General features: G+C 68.0%; 23 protein-coding genes. 13 read left to right on the forward strand and 10 right to left on the reverse strand.

The genetic code is table 11. The annotated features are described in order from the left end of the window. The 3 genes from ACYVBN_RS09795 to ACYVBN_RS09805 all read right to left on the reverse strand — a co-directional run bounded on the left by ACYVBN_RS09795 (position 1) and on the right by ACYVBN_RS09805 (position 1974). Complete coding sequence (locus tag ACYVBN_RS09795) at positions 1 to 543, reverse strand: glycosyl-4,4'-diaponeurosporenoate acyltransferase CrtO family protein (protein ID WP_460600342.1); 543 nt, start codon at positions 541 to 543, stop codon at positions 1 to 3. Between the two features lie 95 nt (positions 544 to 638). Beyond that, positions 639 to 1418: an anti-sigma factor gene (locus ACYVBN_RS09800; RefSeq protein WP_460600343.1), complete on the reverse strand. Its 780-nt coding sequence runs from the start codon at positions 1416 to 1418 to the stop codon at positions 639 to 641. After that, positions 1402 to 1974: an RNA polymerase sigma factor gene (locus ACYVBN_RS09805; RefSeq protein ID WP_460600344.1), complete on the reverse strand. Its 573-nt coding sequence runs from the start codon at positions 1972 to 1974 to the stop codon at positions 1402 to 1404. Before ACYVBN_RS09805 ends, ACYVBN_RS09800 begins: the two co-directional genes overlap by 17 nt. Positions 1975 to 2135: 161 nt before the next feature. On the opposite strand from ACYVBN_RS09805, the gene ACYVBN_RS09810 reads away from it, so the two are divergent. Then, entirely contained in the window at positions 2136 to 2801 is a 666-nt protein-coding gene (locus ACYVBN_RS09810) for a hypothetical protein (RefSeq protein ID WP_460600345.1), read from the forward strand. Between the two features lie 40 nt (positions 2802 to 2841). Here ACYVBN_RS09810 and ACYVBN_RS09815 read toward each other — a convergent pair whose 3' ends face one another. Both ACYVBN_RS09815 and ACYVBN_RS09820 read right to left on the reverse strand, forming a co-directional pair. After that, a complete protein-coding gene (locus ACYVBN_RS09815; protein WP_460600346.1) occupies positions 2842 to 4941 on the reverse strand; it encodes an MMPL family transporter in 2100 nt (699 codons plus the stop codon). Continuing rightward, positions 4938 to 5432: a nitroreductase/quinone reductase family protein gene (locus tag ACYVBN_RS09820; protein WP_460600347.1), complete on the reverse strand. Its 495-nt coding sequence runs from the start codon at positions 5430 to 5432 to the stop codon at positions 4938 to 4940. The genes ACYVBN_RS09815 and ACYVBN_RS09820 overlap by 4 nt, the downstream gene beginning before the upstream one ends. A 63-nt stretch (positions 5433 to 5495) precedes the next feature. Between ACYVBN_RS09820 and ACYVBN_RS09825 the strand changes: the two genes are divergently transcribed. From ACYVBN_RS09825 to ACYVBN_RS09850, 6 genes are all read left to right on the forward strand, one after another. Continuing rightward, complete coding sequence (locus tag ACYVBN_RS09825; protein ID WP_460600348.1) at positions 5496 to 5972, forward strand: MarR family winged helix-turn-helix transcriptional regulator; 477 nt, start codon at positions 5496 to 5498, stop codon at positions 5970 to 5972. Positions 5973 to 6115: 143 nt separating this feature from the next. Next, positions 6116 to 6934 (forward strand): DUF4397 domain-containing protein, encoded by an 819-nt coding sequence (locus tag ACYVBN_RS09830; RefSeq protein ID WP_460600349.1) that lies wholly within the window; start codon positions 6116 to 6118, stop codon positions 6932 to 6934. A gap of 31 nt (positions 6935 to 6965) precedes the next feature. After that, entirely contained in the window at positions 6966 to 7631 is a 666-nt protein-coding gene (locus tag ACYVBN_RS09835; protein ID WP_460600350.1) for a class F sortase, read from the forward strand. A 70-nt stretch (positions 7632 to 7701) separates the two neighbouring features. Further along, entirely contained in the window at positions 7702 to 8184 is a 483-nt protein-coding gene (locus tag ACYVBN_RS09840; RefSeq protein ID WP_460600351.1) for a DUF427 domain-containing protein, read from the forward strand. Then, positions 8178 to 9029, forward strand: coding sequence for an oxygenase MpaB family protein (locus ACYVBN_RS09845; RefSeq protein WP_460600352.1), 852 nt, complete (start codon positions 8178 to 8180; stop codon positions 9027 to 9029). Before ACYVBN_RS09840 ends, ACYVBN_RS09845 begins: the two co-directional genes overlap by 7 nt. A 5-nt stretch (positions 9030 to 9034) precedes the next feature. Then, positions 9035 to 10543 (forward strand): cryptochrome/photolyase family protein, encoded by a 1509-nt coding sequence (locus ACYVBN_RS09850; RefSeq protein ID WP_460600353.1) that lies wholly within the window; start codon positions 9035 to 9037, stop codon positions 10541 to 10543. A gap of 42 nt (positions 10544 to 10585) precedes the next feature. Here the strand turns inward: ACYVBN_RS09850 and ACYVBN_RS09855 are convergent, their stop codons facing one another. Next, the gene (locus tag ACYVBN_RS09855; protein ID WP_460600354.1) at positions 10586 to 10804 is read right to left on the reverse strand and encodes a hypothetical protein; all 219 of its coding nucleotides are present in this window, start codon (positions 10802 to 10804) and stop codon (positions 10586 to 10588) included. 540 nt (positions 10805 to 11344) lie between these two features. Between ACYVBN_RS09855 and ACYVBN_RS09860 the strand changes: the two genes are divergently transcribed. Together ACYVBN_RS09860 and trhA are read left to right on the forward strand one after the other, a co-directional pair. Continuing rightward, entirely contained in the window at positions 11345 to 11752 is a 408-nt protein-coding gene (locus ACYVBN_RS09860; RefSeq protein ID WP_460600355.1) for a DUF5994 family protein, read from the forward strand. A gap of 104 nt (positions 11753 to 11856) precedes the next feature. Next, positions 11857 to 12492, forward strand: coding sequence for a PAQR family membrane homeostasis protein TrhA (trhA, locus tag ACYVBN_RS09865; protein ID WP_460600356.1), 636 nt, complete (start codon positions 11857 to 11859; stop codon positions 12490 to 12492). A 166-nt stretch (positions 12493 to 12658) separates the two neighbouring features. On the opposite strand, the gene ACYVBN_RS09870 is transcribed toward trhA, so the two are convergent. Then, complete coding sequence (locus tag ACYVBN_RS09870) at positions 12659 to 13567, reverse strand: helix-turn-helix transcriptional regulator (protein ID WP_460600357.1); 909 nt, start codon at positions 13565 to 13567, stop codon at positions 12659 to 12661. Between the two features lie 137 nt (positions 13568 to 13704). Between ACYVBN_RS09870 and ACYVBN_RS09875 the strand changes: the two genes are divergently transcribed. Then, positions 13705 to 14658 carry an aldo/keto reductase gene (locus tag ACYVBN_RS09875; protein WP_460600358.1) on the forward strand — a complete coding sequence of 318 codons (954 nt, stop codon included), beginning with the start codon at positions 13705 to 13707 and terminating at the stop codon, positions 14656 to 14658. A 16-nt stretch (positions 14659 to 14674) separates the two neighbouring features. On the opposite strand, the gene ACYVBN_RS09880 is transcribed toward ACYVBN_RS09875, so the two are convergent. The 3 genes from ACYVBN_RS09880 to ACYVBN_RS09890 are packed head-to-tail and all read right to left on the reverse strand — an operon-like array spanning position 14675 to position 19269. Continuing rightward, positions 14675 to 15304, reverse strand: coding sequence for a cysteine hydrolase family protein (locus tag ACYVBN_RS09880; protein ID WP_460600359.1), 630 nt, complete (start codon positions 15302 to 15304; stop codon positions 14675 to 14677). Beyond that, positions 15301 to 17172, reverse strand: a complete 1872-nt coding sequence (locus tag ACYVBN_RS09885) for a hydantoinase B/oxoprolinase family protein (protein ID WP_460600360.1) — start codon at positions 17170 to 17172, stop codon at positions 15301 to 15303. The genes ACYVBN_RS09880 and ACYVBN_RS09885 overlap by 4 nt, the downstream gene beginning before the upstream one ends. Before the next feature lie 3 nt (positions 17173 to 17175). Further along, positions 17176 to 19269, reverse strand: a complete 2094-nt coding sequence (locus ACYVBN_RS09890) for a hydantoinase/oxoprolinase family protein (RefSeq protein ID WP_460600361.1) — start codon at positions 19267 to 19269, stop codon at positions 17176 to 17178. Positions 19270 to 19519: 250 nt separating this feature from the next. Between ACYVBN_RS09890 and ACYVBN_RS09895 the strand changes: the two genes are divergently transcribed. The 3 genes from ACYVBN_RS09895 to ACYVBN_RS09905 all read left to right on the forward strand — a co-directional run bounded on the left by ACYVBN_RS09895 (position 19520) and on the right by ACYVBN_RS09905 (position 22446). Beyond that, positions 19520 to 20752 carry a CaiB/BaiF CoA transferase family protein gene (locus ACYVBN_RS09895; protein ID WP_460600362.1) on the forward strand — a complete coding sequence of 411 codons (1233 nt, stop codon included), beginning with the start codon at positions 19520 to 19522 and terminating at the stop codon, positions 20750 to 20752. After that, the gene (locus tag ACYVBN_RS09900) at positions 20752 to 21696 is read left to right on the forward strand and encodes a beta/alpha barrel domain-containing protein (protein WP_460600363.1); all 945 of its coding nucleotides are present in this window, start codon (positions 20752 to 20754) and stop codon (positions 21694 to 21696) included. Before ACYVBN_RS09895 ends, ACYVBN_RS09900 begins: the two co-directional genes overlap by 1 nt. A gap of 72 nt (positions 21697 to 21768) precedes the next feature. After that, positions 21769 to 22446 (forward strand): GntR family transcriptional regulator, encoded by a 678-nt coding sequence (locus ACYVBN_RS09905; protein ID WP_460600364.1) that lies wholly within the window; start codon positions 21769 to 21771, stop codon positions 22444 to 22446. Positions 22447 to 22472: the final 26 nt, after the last annotated feature.

Genomic DNA, 22472 nt, shown 5'->3' on the forward strand with positions numbered 1-22472 from the left:
TCAGGTCTCCGCGGCAGCTGAGGTCATGGCCGTTAGCTGAGCCCTGCCGCACGCAGGTCGGGTCGTGCGCCGGGACAGCAGTTCCTGGCACCGGAATCGGTTGTACCGCTGGATGGCGATGAAGGGCAGATTGACCAGCACGCCGTAGGCCATGAGCAGGCCGGCGGGCAGTGCCGGGTTCCAGAGAACGAACACCGGCCCGCACGCCAACGCGCCCCAATGTGCGAGTTCGGCGCGGCGGGTCTCCCGGATGAGGAGCTTGAGCCCGCCGTCGGAGGCACTCGGCAGTCGCGCCTTGCTGATGCCGCCGTCGAAGAGGTCACCGGCTTCGGGCACCCGGTCCTTCCAGGCATGGATGCGCAGCCGGCGCCGGTACCACCGCCCGGAGTCCTCGAACCTGCGGGGGCGCAACAGCCACCCGTCCTGGTCCAGGCACCGACCGGTCAGCCGATGGGCGGCATACCCCGTGCCGGCGTGGAAGACGCCCCAAGCGGCGATGTCGACCGCGATGGTGACCGGCATCGGCATGACGAAGTCGAGCACCGCGGTCGCCGCCCTTCGATTCCCCCGGCCGGTCCATCCGGCCACCGGTCGCCTTCAAGTATGACGCCTCGGCCGACTCCGCGGCGGGTGCCGGATCAGCTCAACGAACCGCGCAGGACACTGCGTTGGTGGGTGTTGTCACCGTTGAGCTTCTGCGCCGAGACGTCGACGACGTGGAACTTGCCCAGGTCCAGGCCGGCCGGCACCGGGAAGCTGCCGTCGTGCCCCGCGCCGAGGGTGCCGATGGCCACCATCGTGTTCGCCTGCGGATCGAACAGCCATACCTCGTAGTAACCCGACGTGGCAGGCAGTCGCGACGTACGCACGTCGACCGCCCGGCCATCCTTGGAGGCGCGAACGGTCGCCGTCCCCGAGGCAGCTGCCGGAGCCCCGGGTTGGCGGCGCAGGTCTGCGTTGGCCTGCTGCGTTCCGGTGGTGGGGCTGTGCGACGCACCGACGAGGTAGCCGATCACCCCGGCGCCACCGGCGACGACCACGGCAACTGCGGCTGCGACTGCTCGGCGGCGGCCGAGGCGGGCTGTGCCGGCGGGATGCGAAAACGGACCGGCCGACCGGCGGTCCCGGATCCTATCCGGCGGGGCGAGGGGCTGGGGTGTCGCCTCGCGGAGCTGGAGATCTGCGGCGATGCGACCCCACAGGTCGGGCGGAAGCTCGGGGTCCGCCGAGTCGACCGGCGCAGACCGGAGCACGTCGATGGTGCGCCGATGGCGCCGGACGTCCTCGACGCACTCCGCGCAGTCGCGAATGCGCTCGGCGTCGACCGCTTCGATCGGCTGGCCGCACGCCACATCGATGATGGCGTCCGCACGCTCGGCCGCGTGGTCGACGTGACCCGTCTCATCCAGTGGGCTCACGATCCACCTCCCAACGGTCCCGGAGCGCCGCCAGTCCTCGCCGCACGTGACTCTTCACCGTGCCCAACGGCAGGCCGGTCTGCTGCGCGATCTGTGCATGGGTCAGGTCACCATAGAAGGCAAGTTCGAGCACGTTGCGCTGTGAGTTCGGCAGACCGGCAAGGCGATCGAGCAGGCTCAGCCGCTCGATCATGCCATCGATGTCGCTGACGGTCGCGGGCCGGGTGGCCTGCACCGCGGCCACCGCCTCGACGGTGCGTTGCTCACGGTGCAGCGCGCGCAGCCTGTCGATGCAACGGCGCCGGAGTATGCCGATCAGCCAGACGCGCAGACTGCCGCGGCCGGGGTCGAAGGTGGTCCGCGCCTGCCAGGCCGCGACGAACGTTGCCTGCACGGCGTCCTGTGCGTCGGACTCGGTGGGCAGGCAATTCAACGCGATCCGGTACGCGAGGGGACCGTGCTGGTCGTAGATCTGACGCAATGAGCCCTCGTCGCCTGCTCGGAAAGCACGCACGAGCGCCTCCTCGTCGGCCGAGCGCGGCGCGACGGAGGTCACCGCGCACGCTCCACGACATCGCTCATCCTCACCATTGTGGCAAACCCGGCAAGAACCTGTTCGAGCTCGGCTGAACCACCAGAGTGCATCCGGGAGGGCCACAGCGGTCGTACCTGTTGCATAGGGCGGGAACGGCCCGTCCACAATGCGAGGAGTTCATCATGCGACACCACCGCATCCGTTACAGCGTCATCGTGGGCATCACCGCCGTCGCCGCCGGCTCGCTGGCCGCAGCCACCCCGGCCGACGCCGCAACGACGTCCACCTCCCACGCGGCAGCCAGCCAGCGATCGGCGAGGTGTCTGATGGGCCAGACCTCGGTCACCACCGCACCGGGGATCGCACTGACGCTGATCCGCAGCGGCGTTCTGCCCCTGCCGGTGCTGCCCCGCACCGGATTCGGGCTCTCCTTCTCGCACGGGTCGCTCGCCGCGACCTATCGCTTCCCCATCACCGGCGGCGACCCCGATCTGGCGGGGCCGTCCGGCGACATACACCATGACGGCGGCATCTACTTCGCGGGACGGCGCAGTCACCTGGAGATCGGCAGATTCGATATCGACCTGTCCGCCGGGAAGATCTTCGCCGACCAGGTCGATTTCCGCGGCGCGCATCTGCCGGTGCTGGACCTGGACCTGAGCGGCCTGAAAGTCGACCAGCATGAAGGCCGTACGGTGCTGTCCGGCATCGGGCTGAAGCTCGACCCGGCGGCGGCGAACGCACTCAATTCGACCTTCGACCTCGGCCTGCCCACCGACGGCAGCTTGCTGTTCGGCACCGGCCAGGTCACCCTCAAGAGCGGACCGTGCAACACCTGGCCCCGCTGAGTCACCGCTTCCGAGCGAGCGGCACATCACCACGACACACTCAGTCCCGGAACGAACGACTGGGCCACCAGATGCGCGCGCCGATGTCCTCGGACAGCGCCGGCACCAGCACCGAACGCACCACGAAGGTGTCGAGCAGCACTCCGAAGGCGACGATGAACGCGATCTGTGCCAGGAACAGGATCGGGATGACGCTGAGCGCCGAGAACGTCGCCGCCAGCACGACCCCGGCCGAGGTGATGACGCCTCCGGTCGCAGCCAGGCCAGTGCTGATGCCGTCCCGTGTGCCGCGGCGCAGCGACTCCTCGCGCACCCGGGTCATCAGGAAGATGTTGTAGTCCACGCCCAGCGCGACCAGGAAGACGAAGCCGAACAGTGGCACCGACGGGTCCGCACCGGGGAAGTCGAGTAGGTGGTTGAACACCAGCGCGGAGACTCCCAGCGTGGCCGCGAAGCTGAGCACCACCGAGGCAAGGAGCAACACCGGCGCCAGGATCGCTCGCAGCACGAGCATCAGCAGGATCAGCACGACTGCCAGCACGATCGGAATGATCAGCGCACGGTCCCGTTCCGCGGTGCGCTGGGTATCCAGTTGGATCGCCGTCGATCCGCCGACGAGAGTCGATGGAGCCACGGTCCGCACGGCCTGCCGCAGCTTCTTCACCGTGTTGATCGCGGCGTCGCTGTCCGCCGGTTGGGTCAGGACCGCCTGCAGTTCTGCGCGTCCGTCGACGACCTTGGGCCTGCTCTGCGGCGGCGCCGGACGGCCCGACGTCCCGATCACCTCGACGGACGACACGCCCTGCACCGTCGCGACTTTCTCGGCGAGCTGACCGATCTTCGACGCCGGCCCGATGATCTGCACCGGGCTGCCGGTGCCGCCCGGGAAGTGCTCGGCGGCTACTCGTTGACCGGTGACCGACTCGGCAGGATTCAGGAAGAGCGCCGTCTGCGGAACGCCGCTGGCGCGCAGGGTGGGCAGGAACGCGGCGCCGATCACCAGCAACACGGTCGCACCGATCCACAGGTGCCGCGGCCGCTGCTTCACCAGGGCGGCCACCTTGCCCCACACCCCGGACCGTTCCGGATGCGGCGACCCCAGCTGCGGTCGCTTCGGCCAGTACGCCGCCCTGCCGAGCAGGACCAGCACGGCGGGCAGGAACGTCAACGCGGACGCGAGCGCACAGACGATCCCGATCGCGGCCACCGGGCCGAGGCTGCTGGTGGAGTTCAGGTCGCTGACCAACAGGCACAGCAATGCCAGGATCACCGTGACACCGGAGGCGGCGATCGGTTCGAGGGATTGCCGCAACGCGACGCGCATCGCTGCGAACCGCGACTCCTCCTCGCGCAGTTCCTCCCGAAATCGCGAGGTCAGCAACAACGCATAATCGGTCGCAGCACCGACCACCAGAATCAGCAGGATCCCCTGACTCTGCCCGTTGAGAGTGAGCACCCCCTGATCGGTCAGCAGGTAGACGACGCCGCTGGCGAGCGACAAGGCGAACAAGGCCGACAGCAGGACGACGAACGGCAGGATCGGGCTGCGATAGACGATCACCAGGATGATGAGCACGACCACGAGTGCGACCAGCAGCAGCACACCGTCGATGCCGCCGAAGGCGTTGCCGAGGTCCGCCGCGAAGCCGGCCGGCCCGGTCACGTAGGCGTGCAGACCAGCGGGCAGGTCACCCTTCATCCGCTGGCCGAGCTGCGTGACGACATCGCCGGTGCGATCGCCGAGCTTGCCGTTCAGCGGCACCACGACCTCCAGCGCCTGCCCGTCCTTGGACGGTATCGGCCCGACCACTCGGCCGGCGACACCGTCGAGGGACTGCACCGACCGTGCCCGACGCTGCACTGCGGACCGGTCCGCCGCACTGACGCCGCCGTCGCGTTGATAGACGACCAGCGCGGGGTTGACCTCCTGGCCCTCGAAGCCCTTGGCCAGCTTGGTCACCTGGGTGGCCTCCGCGCTGGCCGGCAGGAACGCGGCCGGATCGTTGGTGGCCACCGTGCTCAGCTTCCCGGAGTAGGGGCCGGCGACCGCGCCCACCACGAGCCACACCAGCACCAACAGCGCAGGCAGAACCCATCGGCGCCGGCGCTCGGACCGGCTGCTCTGCAGGGCATTTCTCATCGCATCCCCTTCCCGGCCTCGACATCGTCAAGCCGGAAGACGGCGAATCTTGGCAACGCCGACACGATCGAGGCGCGGTCCGGAGAAGGCCCCAGCCCGAAGGCACGCACAGCCCAAGGCACCTGCACCGCTGACAGGTAGGCTGCCACGACGTCTGCGGCGACATCACCGGTGACCTCTCGAGCCTCGCACCGCTGCTCCCCCGCGCCGGACCGCAGGGAGCACCTTCCGTCAGCGCCGAGGTTGCGCGGCCAATCCCGACGCCGATCGGGACACACCAGGAACAGTCGGCCCGCCAGATGCAGCACCCCGACCGGAGTCAGGTGCTCGGCACCGGTCCGTCGGCCCTTGGTGCACAAGACCCGCAACTCGTGCTCGCCATCCGCAACCTCGGTCTCCGGTGCAGACAGCAACCGGGACACCATGTCCGCATTGAGCTGTTGGGGCGTGGGTGTTCCCCGATCGGGATGTGCTGCTGCGGGTGCTGTCATGGGCGTCAGGGTAACGCACCTTAGTAGATTGTCTAGCTAACTGTAGGGTTCTACGATTCGTAGATGCCCGACGCCGCAGCCCCCGCACCGCAGCCACGCTGGGTGATCGGTCAGCAATTGCGGCGACTGCTGCAGGCGGCTCCCGCGGTTCACGCAGAGCTGGCACGGAGAATCGGGGTCGGCGTCACCGACCTGCTCGCCTTGGACCATCTGACATCGGCAGATCAGCCGGCTGGAGTCGGCGAGCTATCGCAGCTGCTGAAGATCCGCTCGGCGTCTGCAACCGTGCTGGTGGACCGGCTCGTCGCGAGCGGACACCTCGAACGCGGTCGGCATGCCACTGACGGCCGGCGCACCACCCTGCACGCGACGGCGAGCGCGTATGACGACGTCCGCGATGCCCTGCTTCCACTCATCGCCGACATCAACACGATCACCGAGACACTCAGCGACGTCGAGGCCGAAGTGGTGCTGACCTTTCTGACGCGGATCGTCGCAGCGCTCGACTCGTTCGCCGCCGGCCCGCCGACCAGCGACTGAACGACACTTCGGCGAAAGAAATCTGGGCTCGCCCGCATCCAGGCGACCTCCATCGGTCGTATCAAGGACAAGAAGCAGGCAGCTTCGCGCCCGTCACGTCCTCCGTGGCGCGGTGTACCCCGCAGGACGGAAGGGATCGAGCAATGAAACCAGTACGCATCGCGGCCGTGGTCGCCCTGGCGATGACCCCACTGGCGTTGGCGCCGGCAGCGCACGCTGCAGGACCGAATGACGCCAGCGTGTCGGTGTTGCACGCCGTGCCGGGCGCAACAGTCGACGTCTACGCCAACGGCAAGGAACTGCTCAAGGACTTCAAGCCCGGCACACTCACCGCGCCGGTCATGCTGCCGGCCGGAAAATACGACCTGAAGATCACCGCGCCGGGAGCCGGCGCAAACGGCAAGGCGATCGCCGAAGCCGACGGAGTCACCGTTCCGGCGGGGGCCAACATCACCGTCGTGGCGCATCTGAGCGCCGACGACAAGCCCGAGCTGACCCCCTATGTCAACGACGTGTCGAAGATTCCGGCGGGTCAGGCGCGCCTCACGGTGCGGCACGACGCCGCGGCTCCCGCGGTCGACGTTCGTGCCAACGGGAAAGCAGCGTTCAAGAACCTGACCAACCCGAACGAGATGAAGGCCGTCCTTCCCGCCGGGAAGATCTCGGCCGACGTTGTTCTCGCCGGGACCGACAAGGTCGTCATCGGTCCTGCGTCCCTGGACCTCAAGGCCGGTTCCAACACGATCGTCTACGCCTGGGGCAGCGCGAAGGGCAACAACCTGAAACTCGCCGTGCAGAACATCAGCGGTATGGGTATGCCGCCCGGAGGCGTGCCCACCGGCAACGGCGGTCAGGCTGCCACCGCGCACGACGGCCTCGCGACCGCGGCGGCAGTCGGCGGCGCCGCCGCGCTGGCCGGTGGAGCTGTCCTGTTCGGACGTCGCAAGAAGGTCAACCGCTGACGTGCCGTCGTCTCGGTTCACTGTCCGCAGGGTGGCGGCGGCGGTCGCCGTCGCCACCCTGGCCGGGGCGGGCAGCGGGTGGGTCGTGCACGCGACGGCGGCGCGCAGCACGGCGCTTCCGCCGGCCGCTCTCGCGAGTGCGCCATCCGCCTCCGGCGCTGCCGCTGCTCCATCACCATCGGACGGTGGGGCAGCGGCAGCTCAGACCAGCGCCGCCGCGGCCGAACAGAGCAACGGCGAGGACGAGCTACCGGCCCCTTCACACCTCACCATCCGACGACTGGGCATCTCGATGCGCGTGATTCCCCGCGGAGTGAGCAAGGACGGTCAGATGGCGATCCCGGCCGACCCCGACACCGTCGGCTGGTACGAATACGGTCCCAAACCCGGTGCACCGCAGGGGACACCGGTGCTCGCTGCGCACATCGACGCGGACGGGTACGGCCTGGGCCCCTTCGCCCGGCTGGTGAACCTGCGACGTGGCGATCGGGTCGACGTGACCGCCGGCCGGACGAAACTGAGCTACCGCGTGCAAACGGTCACCGCGATCGCCAAGCCGGATGTCGATCTGCCTAACTTGTTCGCCACGACCGGGAGCCCGCAACTGCACTTGGTCACCTGCGGTGGATCCTACGACTACAGCACACATCACTACCGGGACAACATCGTGGTCACCGCTGTCCCGCTTGCCTCGTGAGCACCGGTCATCGGCGCACCCTCGCGCCGCGAACCGTTCGGAGCGAGGGTCCGAAAGTATGGTGAATGGTATGGCGCAGCAGCACCGGGACGTCGAGTCGGTCTGGGACTATCCCCGGCCGCCCGCGGTTCGCACGACGCGGTGTCGCGTGGAGGTCCTGCTCGGCGGTGTGATGATCGCCCGCGCGGACGAGGTTGTCGAAGTGCTCGAAACCAGCCATCCGCCGACGGTCTACCTGCACCGCAGCGCCTTCGCCGACGGCTGCGTGATCGAAGCCGACGGCACCTCCTGGTGCGAATTCAAGGGTCGCGCACGGTACGTCGACCTGGTCGGTGGTGCGCGCCGAGCACGGCGAGCGGGCTGGTACTACCCCGACCCCACGCCTGGTTACGAGGCCCTGTCCGAGCGCATCGCCGTCTATCCGGCACCGATGGATCGGTGCCGGCTCGACGACGAGGTCGTCGAGGCGCAGGCCGGCGACTTCTACGGCGGGTGGATCACCTCCCGGATCACCGGACCGTTCAAAGGTGCCCGCGGGACGCACGGATGGTGAACGACACGACGTCCCGCCGGCGCCGCTCGCTGCGCCGACGTCTTGGCGAATCCGTGCGCGCTCGAGTCGCCGGGCCGGATGCGGCTGCCGCCCATGCGCTGATCTGGGACACCCCCGGCCCACGCTGGTTCGGACCCGAGGATCCCATCTGGCGGGTGCACGCCGACGCCTCGATGTTCACCGGCGGAATCGCCGCGCTCCTGCTGCAATCGCTGCATCCGTTGGCAATGGCCGGAGTCGCCGGGCACAGCGGTTATCGGGCCGACCCCTGGGGCCGGTTGGCGCGCACCAGCCGCTACCTCGCCACGACGACCTACGGGACGATCGAGCATGCCGAGCGCGCCATCGGTGCGGTCCGCGCGGTGCACGAGCGGGTGAGGGGACGCGCCCCGGACGGTCGCCCGTACCGAGCCGGCGACCCCGACCTCCTCCGCTGGGTACACGTCGCCGAGGTCTGGTGCTTCCTCACCGCCCATCAACGGTATGGCGCCGAGCCGCTGAGCACCGCCGCCGCCGATGAGTACGTCGCTCAGGCGTCACGGCCGGCCGCTGCGCTGGGTGCGACCGACCTGCCCGCCAGCGTGGGCGGGTTGCGAGCCACCCTGGCGGCATACCGCCCGGCAACGACGGCGACACCGCAGGCACTGGACGCTGCGCACTTCCTGCTGCGCGAACCGCCGCTGCCGCTGGCCGCTCGACCGGGCTACCGGCTACTGGCGCACGGCGCGGTCGAGATCCTGCCGCCGTGGGCGAGGACCGAGTTGCAGCTGACGCGACGGCCTCTTGCTGCCGTTGCAGGCCGGCTTGGCACCCGCGCCATCCGGTGGGGAATGAGCGGCCTCTGAGAACCATGCACCTTCATCCGGACCGGCTGGCGGTGACCGCGGCACCGCTGCGGCTGGTCTTCCCGCACCAGCTCTTCGAGGACCACCTGCACGCTGCGATGGGGACTTCCTTCGTCCTGATCGAGGACGATCTGTACTTTCGGCAATATCGTTTCCACGCGCACAAGCTGGTGCTGCACCGGGCGTCTCTCGCTCGCTTCGCCCGCCGCCTGCGGGGCGTGGGTCACGACGTCACGGTGATCACCTCCTCGGCGCAGGAGTCGACCGGCATCCGGCTCACCCGGCTGATCCGTCGCACCCGTCCGGTGAAGGTCGAGGTGTATGACGTCGTCGACGACTGGCTGGCCAGGGCCACGACGGCGGCGTTGCAGGCCGGCGGATACGAGTTGGGTCGCGAGGACGTCCTCGAGTCTGCGGGATTCCTCACGGCCCGTGCCGATTTCATCGAGTGGTTCGGCCGTCATCCGGCGCGGATGCAGCACTTCTACCGGTGGCAGCGCCGCCGGCTCGGTGTCCTCGTCGAGGGCGACCGACCGGTCGGTGGTCGCTGGTCCTTCGACACCGAGAACCGCAAGAAGCTACCGCGAGGTCATCACGCTCCGCAGGTGGATGCGGTGCAAGGTCACAGCCGCGAGGTGCGCGACGCCATCGAGACGGTCGCCCGCGACTTCCCGGATGCGCCGGGCGACCCGCAGTCGTTCGCCTGGCCGACCGACCACACCGAGGCCGCCGGCCACCTCGCGCAGTTCCTTGCCGAACGCTTCGCCGACTTCGGTCCCTACGAGGACGCCATCTCGGTGGAGCATCCGCATCTCTACCACTCGCTGCTCACCCCGATGCTCAACACCGGATTGCTGACGCCAGGACAGGTGATCCGGGCAGCTGAGGTAGCGGCCGCCGCACACGAGGTGCCGCTGCCGTCGTACGAAGGCTTCGTCCGTCAGGTGATCGGCTGGCGGGAGTACATGCGCGCCACCTATCACCTCTTCGGCGAACGGATGCGCACCTCGAACACGCTCGGGCACACCCGCTCGCTCGACGCCGGGTGGTGGAGTGCATCGACCGGTTTGGAGCCGGTCGATCTGGTGGTCCAACGGGTGCTCGACTCCGGCTACGCGCACCACATCGAACGACTGATGGTGCTGGGCAATGCGATGTGTCTGCTGCGCATCGACCCCACCGACGCCTACGAGTGGTTCATGAGCCTGTTCGTCGACGCCTACGACTGGGTCATGGTCCCGAACGTCTATGCCATGAGCCAGTTCGCGGCCGGCGACGCGATGACGACCAAGCCGTATGTCTCCGGCAGCAACTACCTGCGCAGGATGTCGGATCTGCCCCGCGGCAGCTGGACCGACGACTGGGACGGTCTCTACTGGACGTTCGTGCGCGATCATCGAGACGTCCTGGAGGGCAATCACCGGGCCCGGCACATCACGAGCTTGTGGGATCGGATGACCGTAGAGACCCAGCAGCGGCACCTGCGCCGTGCAGCCAGCTGGCTCGGGCGATGAGCCGGTGATGCTTCGACACTCTCCGGCACTGATGGCCGGCTGCTACAACTTGCTCATCTTTCCGAACGGGCTGACGATGCGCTGTGCGCTTGACCGGAAGTCGACGGTGACCGCTGATGCCTCGATGCCGATGACCCGCCCCATGCCGTAGGTGTCGTGACACACGAGGTCACCGCATGCGTACTCTTCGACTTCGGGCACGACAGTCGGCCGGAAGGGGCTGTTGGTCAGGTGGCGGCGCCGAGCCGGTGAGGCAGTCATGACCGCAGTATGCGCCCGGATGCTGTGAGCCGTGCCACACCAACGCGCCCAGCTGACATCACGTGACCTCACCTGACCTCGCCGTCGCCGGATCAGGCTCGGGACGGGCGTAGAATAGATACGTAGGGACCGTTTCGCGCGGGGCTGATCAGACAGCTTCGCCTACCCTGTGTCGTCGGCGCCGGTGCGCGTCGACGGACGCGCCTCCATCAGCCGCCTGATGTGTGTCGCCGACGACAGCTCCGCTCTCACGCACTCGAATACCGTTCTGGCGTCGGCATATCCGCTCACGACAACGAGCAGCCGGCCCAGACCACCGCGGTTCCTGATCAACATCTTCTGTCGCTCCCGAAGGGAGCCTGTCATGGTCACCACTCCCCTCCGCGTGATCGCCTGCTGGATCGTCTCCGGCTGGCCGACACCGGGGCGTCCACTCACTTCGCCACCCGTTGAGCCCCTACGGCCATCACACGTCGGGGTGTGGTCCTGACCGTGGAGGCCGCACCTGGCCCGGCTGCGGCCACCGGCAGCCGGTGGAGCTTGAGCACGACCCGTGGCACCGGTCCCTCCGATGGAGCATGGTGGCCGCACAGCACGGACCTGGCGACCGAGATCGCAGCCCTCGACGTGGCAGTCAACGCCCACTTCCACCAGCGGATTGCACGGGTCTCCTACACCCAGGGCCAATGGCCTCCGGCTCCGCGCAAGATCCGTACCGCACTCGGTATCACCAAGTTCGGCTGGTTCGCCGGCGGCCGTTATCCCGAGAACATCGGACTGTCCCTGACCGGTGGCACCCGTTTGGTACTCACCGTGATCCCCTCCGCAACCGATGCAGATTTTGCCGGTATCGCCCTCACGGACCGCGGCACCGTGGTCACTGCCGCGACGCGGACCTCCGACGACCCCGGCGCTGCAGCCGACCGCCGCTGGCTCCTCGACCGATGACGTCGAGGGGCGCATCCAGCGGGATCGGTAGATCGCCGGGCACCGAAAAAGCCACCGCCCACGGCGGACCATCTGCGCGACCCGACGTCGAAGACACAACGACTGTGATCGCACCCCGGCTACGGGGGTGGTTCCACGCGGTGATGACACCGCTGGTGACCATGGCGGGAATCGTGCTGGTCGTGCTGGCACCCGACGCGCCGGCTCGGATCGGTGCGACCGCCTTCGCTGTGACGGCCGGTCTGCTGTTCGCGACCTCTGCCGCGTATCACCGCGGCAGCTGGACGCCGCCCGTGGAGCGCCGGCTCATGCGGATGGACCACTCCAACATCTTCTTGATCATCGCCGGCACCTACACCCCGCTGGCTCTCGTCCTGCTGGACCGTTCGCAAGCCACCGTTCTGCTGTCCCTTGTCTGGGGTGGCGCGATCCTGGGCATCCTGTTCCGGATGTGTTGGGTCGGCGCACCTCGCTGGCTGTACCTGCCGATCTATCTCGCTCTGGGCTGGGCAGCGATCTTCTACCTCGGCCCGTTCGCTCGGGCCGGCGGACCTGCGGTCATCACCCTCATCGCGATCGGCGGCCTTCTCTACACCCTCGGTGCGATCGTCTACGGCACCAGATTCCCGGATCCCTCACCACGGTGGTTCGGCTTTCACGAGATCTTCCACAGCCTCACCACCACCGCGTTCATCACCCATTACGTCGCCATCTCGCTCGCGATCCACCACGGCGCGTGAACTCGATCGCCAGCTGCCCTATCAGCGACTCCCGCGCCTCGGAATCGGCACCCAACTCGCCCCGAACGCGAGCAGCCAGCCGAAGCCGTGCTCGACCAATCAGCCACGATCCGTCGCTTGAGACCACTAAGAGCTCCACTGTGATGGACTCGAACCTGGCGCTGGGTCAGCCCCTTGCGGGTCGCAACCGCTGCGGATGCGTGGCACTCCAGCTGGCAAGGACCTTGATCCCGTCCTCCGACGTGGTGCCCGGTTCGGCTGTGTAGACGACCAGCTGGTGCATGGCCCTCCGGGACACGGGCAGGTCCAGGGACTGGAACGTCAGGTCCAGTTGTCCGACCTCAGGGTGCTGGAGCCGCTTGACGCCCGCATGTCGCAACAGCACATCGTGCTCGGCCCAACGGTCGCGGAAAGCCGAACTGAGGGTGGCCAGCTCACCGACGAGCTCACGCAGCGCCCGGTCGCCCGGCTCGCGCCCGGCCTCCGCGCGCAGCAGCGCCGTCGTGGCACTTCCGGCGGCCTCCCAGTCGACGAAGAAGTCCTGGGCGCTGGGGTCGAGGAAGATGTAGCGAGCCAGGTTCGGACGCCCCCGACCGTCCGAGGTGGAGCTGTCGAAAACGGGCGCATGGAGGGCGCGGGCCAAGGCGTTGGCGGCGACGATGTCAGCGCGGCCGTTGCGGACGAATGCCGAGGACATCGTCATGGAGTCGAGAAGCCACTGGACCTGCGGCGGGACGGTGCCTTCCCGGTGACGAGAGGGCGCCGGGCTCGCGCTGCGCGACGACCTGGCCAGCTCGAAAAGATAGGTCCGTTCGTCATCGTCCAGTTGCAGGGCGCGAGCGACAGCGGCAAGAACTTCCTGGGAGACGCCGCCGATGTAGCCTCGCTCCAGCCGCGTGTACCACTCCGTACTCACTCCCGCGAGCACGGCGACCTCCTCCCGCCGCAGTCCGGCGACCCGACGGCGGCCAGTGACCGGCAGGCCGGCCTGAGCCGGCGTGATTCTGGCGCGTCGGCTCACCAGGAAGTCCCGTACCTCGCCTCGTTGACCGCCCTGCTGCGTCACGTGCGCCATCGTAGCCAGCGGGCGCCGCCGCAAGGGGTGCGAACTTGTACCCCCATGAACAGCAACTTCCTCCGCGGCGCCGCTCGCGGTCCACTGGTGTCGGCCGGCCGACCCGCGGCTTCGAATACACCCATGGGAGATACGACATGACCGACAACGAACTCACCGTGCCGCCAGTGGCTCTTGGCACCTGGGCTTGGGGTGACAGCGGTGCGCCCGGCGAGGGGCACTTCGGCAGCACGCTGACCGAGAGCTCCCTGCAGGAGGTCGTCGACGCCGCCATGTCGAAGGGGTTCACCTTGTGGGACACCGCCGTGGTGTACGGGATGGGCCGCGCGGAGACGATTCTCGGGCAGGCACTCAAGGCATACGACCGCAGCGACTACCAGTTGTCGACGAAATTTACGCCGCAGGCCGCTGGCGAGGACGACGCCGCGGTCGACGTCATGCTCACGCAGAGTCTGCAGCGGCTGGGTACGGACTATGTGGATTTCTACTGGATCCACAACCCGGCCGACGTGGCGCGGTGGACGGCACGGCTGATACCGCTGCTGGAAAGCGGCCGGGTCAGGCACGTCGGCGTCTCGAATCACGACCTGGCACAGATCACCGTGGCCAACCAGGTCCTCGGCGCGGCGGGCTTCCGGCTGGAGGCGGTGCAGAACCATTACAGCCTCTTGTACCGAAGCTCCGAGCGGGCCGGGATCATTGACTACTGCCGCGAGCATGACATGAAGTTCTTCGCCTACATGGTGCTCGAACAAGGCGCGCTGACGGGCCGATTCGGCCCGGCCAACCCCATGCCGGAAGGTACGAGCCGGGCCGCGGTCTACAACGAGCTGCTGCCTCAACTGCAGGCCCTGACCGACCGCATGGCAACCATCGGACGGTCCCATGGCGTTTCCCCGGCCGAAGTCGCGATCGCCTGGGCCATCGGCGAGGACGTCACGCCGATCGTCGGAGCGACCAAGAGGGTGCACGTCGAAGGATTGGCCACTGTCCGCAACATCGCACTGACCGAACACGAGGTGGCCGAGCTGGAAGCGCTGGCCGACGACGCGGGCGTGGACACCCGCGGCTGGTGGGAGCAGGAGATGTGAACCGCGCAGCACCGGGTCAGCTGTCGGGACTGCCGGCGGGCGCCGAGCCGATCGCCGCGCGGGCGGCGGCCAGGTCGACGACCTGCGCATACTTCGCCTGCAGGTCGTACAGCGATGCGTCGTGCACCGCAGCGTCCCGGTCGCCCACGGCATCGGCGACGACGATCGGGACGAACCCGTGTTGGAGGGCGTCGACGGCGGAAGCGCGAACGCATCCGCTGGTGCTGACCCCGACGATGACCACGGTGTCTGCACGCATCGCAGCCAGGGTTGAGGCCAGACTGGTGCCGAAGAACGCGCTGGCGTATTGCTTCACGAGCACCAGTTCGTCGGCCCGTGGCTGCACCTCCGGCATCGTTCGGCCCAGTGGCGTGTCACCGGCGAGGCGCCGCAGGGCCGGCACCTTACGCACGAAGAGGCCGCCGTCCAGTGCGCTGGCGGCATACTTGACCACGGTGTGAATCACGGGCACTCGTGCTGTCCGGGCTGCGGAGACGATGTCGACGGCCGCCTCCAGGCAGGCCCGGTCGGGCAGACAGAACGGCGACCCCGGCTCGAAATATGCGCGCATCAGGTCGATCGACAGGACGACCGGTCGGGGTCCCGGCCGCAGCTCGCCCGCGAATCCTTCGGCCCAGTCGGTCATCGGCGGCTCGTGGGCGGCAGGGGCGCCGGCAGACCGGTTTCCCGCTGTGCGCGGGCCAGGATCGTCGCGAGGTCGGGACCCTTGTCGAACAACGGCAGTTCGTCCGGCCGCCTCTGCCGCAGTTGCGCGCGCAGCTCTTCGGTCGCGTCGGCGTCGACTCCGTCGGCCGTGCAGACGACGCCGTAACGTCGGGCGCCCTCCGGTGAGATCAGCCCCCGGCGGACCTCCAGTGCCACCAGCGCCGGATCCCGCTGCAACGGATCGCCCCAGCCGCCGCCACCCCAGGTGACGAAATGCAGCACGTCGTCGGCCGCGACCTCGAAGTCGTGGACCTTGGACGAGATCACTTCGCGCGACCCGTCCACACGATCTATCCACTTCGTCCCGCGCGCACCCGGCTCGCCACCGAGCACACCCCACGGGTAGGTCAGCCACCGGTCGTCGTGAATCGCGATGGTGCCCGGCTGCAGGAAACGGTAGGCGACGTCGACGCCGTTGCCGCCTCGGTGCAGACCCGCGCCGCCGGTGTCAGCGACCGTCTCCCAGCGCTCGATCCGCAACGGGTAGTACGACTCGAGGTACTCACACGGGATGTTGACGAAAGACGGCCACAACGAGTGGCCATCGGGTCCGTCACCGACCGGACGTCCGGGTATGCCGCCGAAGCCGATCGAGTAGAGCTGGAACCACTCGCCTGCACGATCGCCTTCGGTGTAGTTCCCGGAATACATGAAGTGCGGCGACGACGAGAAGCCGGCACCGTTGAGCAGGCTCGGGTTCGATTGTCCGAGCAACCCACCGAACAGGTCGAACAGCCGGCCGATGCCATGGTTGCGCCCGTTGAGAGCGGCCGGGTACTTGGGCTTCCAGAAGGAGTCGTCGGGGATGTTGACGTCCACCAACGGGTAGTAACCGTCGTTCCAGAGGATTTGCGGATCGGCCACGGTGATCAGGTAGATCCCGAAGAACATCCGGATCAGGTTCTCGTTGATGTAGTAGTTGATCGGTCCTTCGGCCTGGGGCGAGGAACCACTGAGGTCGATCAGCACCTTGTCGCCGGAGCGGGTGATCGTCATCGTCAGTTCGTACGGACCGTGTCCGCGCCCGTCGTCGTCGATGTAGTCGGTGAAGGTTAGGGGCACGCCCTCCTCGAACACGGCAGCCAGCAGTGTCTTCATCGCACGGTAGTTGCGGTCCAGCAGAGCGCTCAGCGCCGAGGTGTAGGTGTCGACGCCGAAACGCGCACACATCTCCTGCACTCGACGCGACGCCGTCCGACAGGCCGCGACGATCCCGTTGAGGTCGGCGCGGTTCCAGTCCGGCTTACGCACCTGGTTCAGGATGATGTTGAGGGCGTCCTCGTCCAGCACCCCCTTCTTGTAAAGCTTGAAGGGAGGGATTACCACGCCTTCCTCGAAAATGGTGCGGGCATCCGTCGGCATCGACGCGGGCGTCTTGCCACCGACGTCTGACATGTGCCCGAACTGTGATGCCCAGCCGACGATCCGCCCCTCGAAGTAGATCGGCATGACCACGAGCCAGTCGTTCGCATGGCTGATAGCCGCGCCGCAGGAATACGGATCGGACGTCAGGAGGACGTCGCCCTCCTCGATGGTCCCCTCGAAGTTGTCGAGAAAGTCCGGGATCGACAGTCCGAACTGACCGACCACCATCTTCCCTTCCGGGTCGCCGATGAGCGGAAACTCGTCGTGCTGCTCGCGGATTCCGGGCGAGAGCGCGGTGCGGAAGAGCACCTCGTCCATTTCGTAACGCGCGCTGCGCAGCGCGTTCTCGACCAGGTCGAGAGTCACGACGTCGACGTCGACCTGCTCGAACGGAGCGTCGTCGGTTTGGAGCAACGTGGCCATGGGTCAGTCCTTACCTGTCGCGGAAGTCTCGGAGGTCTGGCAGGGCTCGATCGGGCGGATCAGCAAGGCACCGCTGGAGTGCACGGTCGCGGCGTGTCCGGGAAGGACCAGAGTGGTCGAGTCCATCTCGACGACGACCGCCGGGCCGGTGATCACATTGCCGGCCCGCAGCAGGTTGCGGTCGTAGATCGTCGCGTCGACCTCGACGCCATCCACCCACAGGCGGTGTGGCCGCAGCGCGGCGTCGGCCGCGTCCGGCGAGCCCTCGTCGAGCACCACCGGCGCCATGCTCGGTCGGGGGCCGCTGGCTGTCGCTCGCACCGTCACCAGCTCGTGCTCGTTGCGCAGCAGGAAGTTGAACAATCGCTCGTGTTCGGCGTCGAATGCCGCACGCAGCCCGTCCAGGCCGTCGCTGTCCAGCGTGCCGCGGTCGATGACGACCGGGATCTCGAAACCCTGACCGTGGTAGCGCACGTCGGCAGCGAAGGTGAGGCTGACTTCCTCGGCTGCGACTCCGGCGGCCAGGAGCGACTGTTGTGCCCCCTGTGCCAGTTCGTCGAGAATTGCGGCGAGTTCGTCGGCGGTGACTTCGTCGAAGCGGCGGATCAGGGTGCGCACTGACTCGTCCCGCAGGCTGGTCGTCGCGTCGCCATACGCGCACAAGACGCCCGGGGACGGTGGCACGATCACCGGCCAGGCACCGGTCAGCTTGCCGAGCGCGTTGGCGTGCAACGGTCCAGCACCTCCGAATGCGATGAGCGCGAAGTCGCGTGGGTCGAAACCTTGCTGGGTCGAGACGAGCTTCAGGGCGCCGTACATGTTCTCGTTGACGATGTCGTAGATGCCGGCTGCGGCTGCCTCCACGGAACCCAATCCGGTTGCGGTGGAGATGGTCTCGACGACTTTGCGGGCCGCTTGGACGTCCAGCTGGATCTCGCCGCCGGCGAGCTCGGCCGGAAGGTAGCCCAGGACGACGTTGGCGTCGGTGACGGTCGGATCGGTGCCACCCGCACCGTATGACGCCGGACCGGGCTCCGCTCCGGCCGACTGAGGCCCCACCCGCAACGCCTGGGTGAGTGGCGGGACGTGCGCGATCGAACCGCCCCCGGCGCCGACGGTACGCACGTCCACCGAGGAGGCGCGCACGGTGAGATCGCCCACCGTCGTCTCGCGGCCGATGCGCGGTGTCAGGCCCTGCACGAGTGCCACATCGGTGGAGGTGCCACCCATGTCAAAGGTCAGTAGGTCGGAGAAGCCAGCCTGCTGCGCGACCCAGACCGCGCCGGCCACGCCGCCGGCGGGGCCGGACATCAGGAGGGCGACCGGCGTCCGGGCCGCGACGTCTGCGGACACCAGACCGCCGTCGCTGCGCAGGATCGACAATCCGGTGTCCAGACCCGAGCTTTGCAGTTGCGACTGCAGATTGCCGACGTAACGCGCAACCTGACCCTGGACGTAGGCATTCGCCACCGTCGTCAGGGTGCGCTCGTATTCGCGCAACTCCGGCAGCACGGCCGAAGACCGGGAGATCGGGATCCCGTCCAGTTCCTCCGCAGCGATCGCCGCCACCCGGCGCTCGTGCGCATCGTTGACATACGAGTGCAGCAGGCTGATGCTGAGCGCCTCGATGCCTTGTGTCTTCAGCCTCCGGATCTTGGTGCGGACGTCGTCCTCGTCGAGGACCGTCACCACGGCGCCGTTCCTGTCGATCCGCTCGATCACCTCGACGGTGTCCTCCAGCGCCGCCAGCGGTTCCGGCTTCGGCCAGATGATCCAGCCGGCGAGCCCTCCGGGCACGAACGACCGGGCGATCTGCAGCACCTGCCGGAATCCCTGGGTCGTCACCAGGCCGACGCGCGCACCCTTCTTCTCCAGGATGGCGTTCGTTGCGACGGTGGTGCCGTGCAGCACCTCGCGGATCTGGGAGGGGTCGACCCCGGCTGTCCGGCAGGCGGCGGAGATGCCCCGCAGCACGCCAACCGACTGATCCGCGGGCGTCGACACGGTCTTCTCGCGGAAGGTCTCCCCGGTGTCCTCGTTGATCAGCAGTACGTCGGTGAACGTTCCCCCAACGTCCACACCGAGTCGGTAAGTCATGGGTACTCCTGTTCGGCACCGAGGTGCGGGGCAGATCCGAGGAACGGCCGAACGGCGCCACCTTCAGCCAGTGGAGACCGCCGCTCGAGTGATGGAGATCACAGTAGGTCTGACATTTCGACGGGTCAAGCATATTGCATACAATCATCGGCATGGTTTCGTAATTACCGGTGCTACGCTCATCTTTTTATGCGCGATTGCATGCAATGAAGTCGTCCGTGATCGCCCTTACCCGCTGTTGGAGGATGTCGTGCGTGCACAGACCCCGGAGAGCACGTCCCCCGAGCCGAGCCGCGGCGGTCCGCTCGCCGGTGTTCGCGTCGTCGAAGTCGGTCAGCTGCTCGCCGGCCCGTTCTGCGGCCAATTGCTCGGTGACCTCGGCGCGGACGTGGTCAAGATCGAGGACCCGGGCCGCGGAGATCCGCTGCGGCAGTGGGGTCGTCAACGTCCGCAGGGCCAGTCGCTGTGGTGGTCGATCGTCGGACGCAACAAGCGCTCGGTCACTATCAACCTGCGCTCACCACGCGGCCAGCATCTCGCTCGGAAGCTCATCGCCGGTGCCGACATCCTGGTGGAGAACTTCCGCCCCGGCACGATGGAGCGCTGGGGCCTGGGATACGACCGGTTGAGCGAGCTGAACCCGGGCCTGGTCATGGCTCGGGTCTCCGGATTCGGGCAGCAGGGGCCGTATGCCGATCGTCCGGGCTACGGCTCGATCGGCGAGGCCATGGGCGGTCTGCGGTATGTCGTCGGTGATCCCTCGACGCCACCGTCCCGCACCGGCATCTCGATCGGCGACACGCTGGCCGCTCTGTTCGCCACGATCGGCGCGCTGGCTGCGCTTCAGGAGCGGCAACGCAGCGGCCGTGGTCAGATCGTGGACTCCGCGATTTATGAGGCCGTCCTCGGAGTCATGGAGTCCCTCGTCCCAGAGTGGCAGATCACCGGTTATCAGCGAGAGCGGACCGGGGCCGTCCTGCCGAACGTCGCACCGAGCAACGTCTATCCGACCGCCGACGGCACGTGGATGCTGATCGCGGCGAACCAGGACACCGTCTGGACGCGACTGGCCGAGGCGATGGGGCGCGCGGAGCTCGCCACCGATGCGCGGTATGCGACCCACGGCTCTCGCGGAGAGCATCAGCAGGAGCTGGATGATCTCATCGCCGAGTGGACCGCGACTCTGTCCGCGGACGCCTTGGAGGCCACGCTGATCGAGGCATCCGTTCCGGTCGGCAAAATCTTCCGCCCGGTGGACATGTTGACCGACCCGCACTTCGCCGCCCGGGAGACCATCACCCGGGTCGAGCACCCGGTGCTCGGCGATCTCGCGATGCAGAACGTCTTCCCCCGGTTGTCTCGCACCGTCGGCGAGGTCGGTTGGCCCGGCCCCGAGCTGGGCCAGCACACTGCCGAGGTGCTGGCTGAGCTCGGCATCGGTGCGGACGAGCTCCAGACGCTGCGGGCGGAAGGATCGATCTGATGTCACTCGCGCTACCGCAGTCGGTCCGGCTCGTCGACGTCGGATTGCGAGACGGACTGCAGGCCATCTCGGAGCCGCTGCGGACGCAGGACAAGGTGGCGATCGTCGACCTGCTCATCGCCGCCGGAGTGACGACCATCGAGGCGGTCTCGTTCGCGCACCCGAAGGTGCTTCCCCAGCTGGCCGACGCTGCCGCCGTCATGGCGGCGGTTCCGCGTCCGGAGGGAATCACTTATCGCGGCCTGGTGCCGAACCTGCGCGGCGCCGAACGCGCCGCCGACTGTGGCTTGGACGAACTGGTCGTCGTCATACCCGCCGACGAGGAAGTGGCCCGCCGCAATCAGCGACGCAGCATCTGCGAACTGCTCGCGGAGCTGCCCGCCATCGCTGCGGTCGCCGAGCGGGCCGAGGCCCGCCTGCTGGTCGCCGTGGCATGCGCCTTCTTCGCGCCGGCACGGGGTCCGATCCCAGCAGCCGATCGTGAGCGGGTCGTCGCCGCCGCTGTCGACAGCGGAGCCCGCGGCGTCTACCTGGCCGCGACCTCCGGTCAGGAACATCCCGGCGAGATCCATGACGGGGTCGCCGCCACCAGGGCGGCATACCCGGGGCTGGACGTGGGTGTCCACCTGCACAATCGCAACGGTTTCGCACCGGCGAACGCACTCGCCGCCCTGTTGGCCGGGGCTCACTTCCTGGAGGGGTCGTTCGCCGGCCTGGGGGGCGACCTGTGGTTCCCGGGAGACCCCACGGTCCTGGGCAACGCACCGATGGAGGACCTCGTGCATCTCTGCGACGGCCTGGGGGTGCGAACGGGGATCGACCTGAGGGCCTACCTACGTGTGGTCGAACTCAGCGAACGACTCACTGGGATACCCTCGACGTCGTTCGTCACGCGGGGAGGCTCTCGGCAGGATTTGGCCGCAGCCGGCTGGCCGTTGCTCTGACAACGAGTCCACCGGATCGGCCCTGCACGACGGGCTGACTGATCGGAAAGGTCCGGGAAACGGTGTCTGTGCATGTCCAGTGATTCCCGCGACGCGGCCGAACGCGCGTATGAAGCTGTCCTGGAACGGATCTACGACGGCAGGTTGGCCGCTGGGGCACGCCTGCCCGAACAGGCTCTGGCGGCGGACATCGGCGTCAGCCGAACCCCGGTCCGCGAAGCCGTGCGTCGCCTGGCAGCCGAAGGCATGGTGGACGTGGTCCCCAATCGCGGCGCCCAGGTGGTGTCCGTAACCGAAAAGGACAACCGCGAGCTGTACACGTTACGCGCCGAGCTCGAACCCGTCGCCGCGCGACTGGCAGTCGAGCGCATGGACGCGTCCGACCTCGCCCGGCTGCTGGATCTGCACGAGCGGATGCTCGACATCGTCGGCTCGGGGCACGACCGCGCAGAGCTGACGTCACTGAACAACGCGTTCCACACGTTGTTCATCGAGCGCTGCGGTAACAGGCACCTCGGCCTTGCCATCGGCGCACTGATGCGACCGGTCCTCGTCACCCGGACCTTCCGGGCCTATGACCACGATTCGCTCCTGCGCAGCATGCGTTACCACGGTGATCTGATCACCGCGGCGCGTGTCCGCGACGGCGAGTGGGCAGAGGCAGTGATGCGGGCGCACATCCTGTCCGCCCGCCATGTCGGTGATGACGTACCGACCGGCGCCGACAACGACGTGCCCGCCGAGCGCTGAGGCCGGCTGCAGCCGTGCGACCGAAC

This window comes from Flexivirga lutea, from assembly GCF_054778955.1.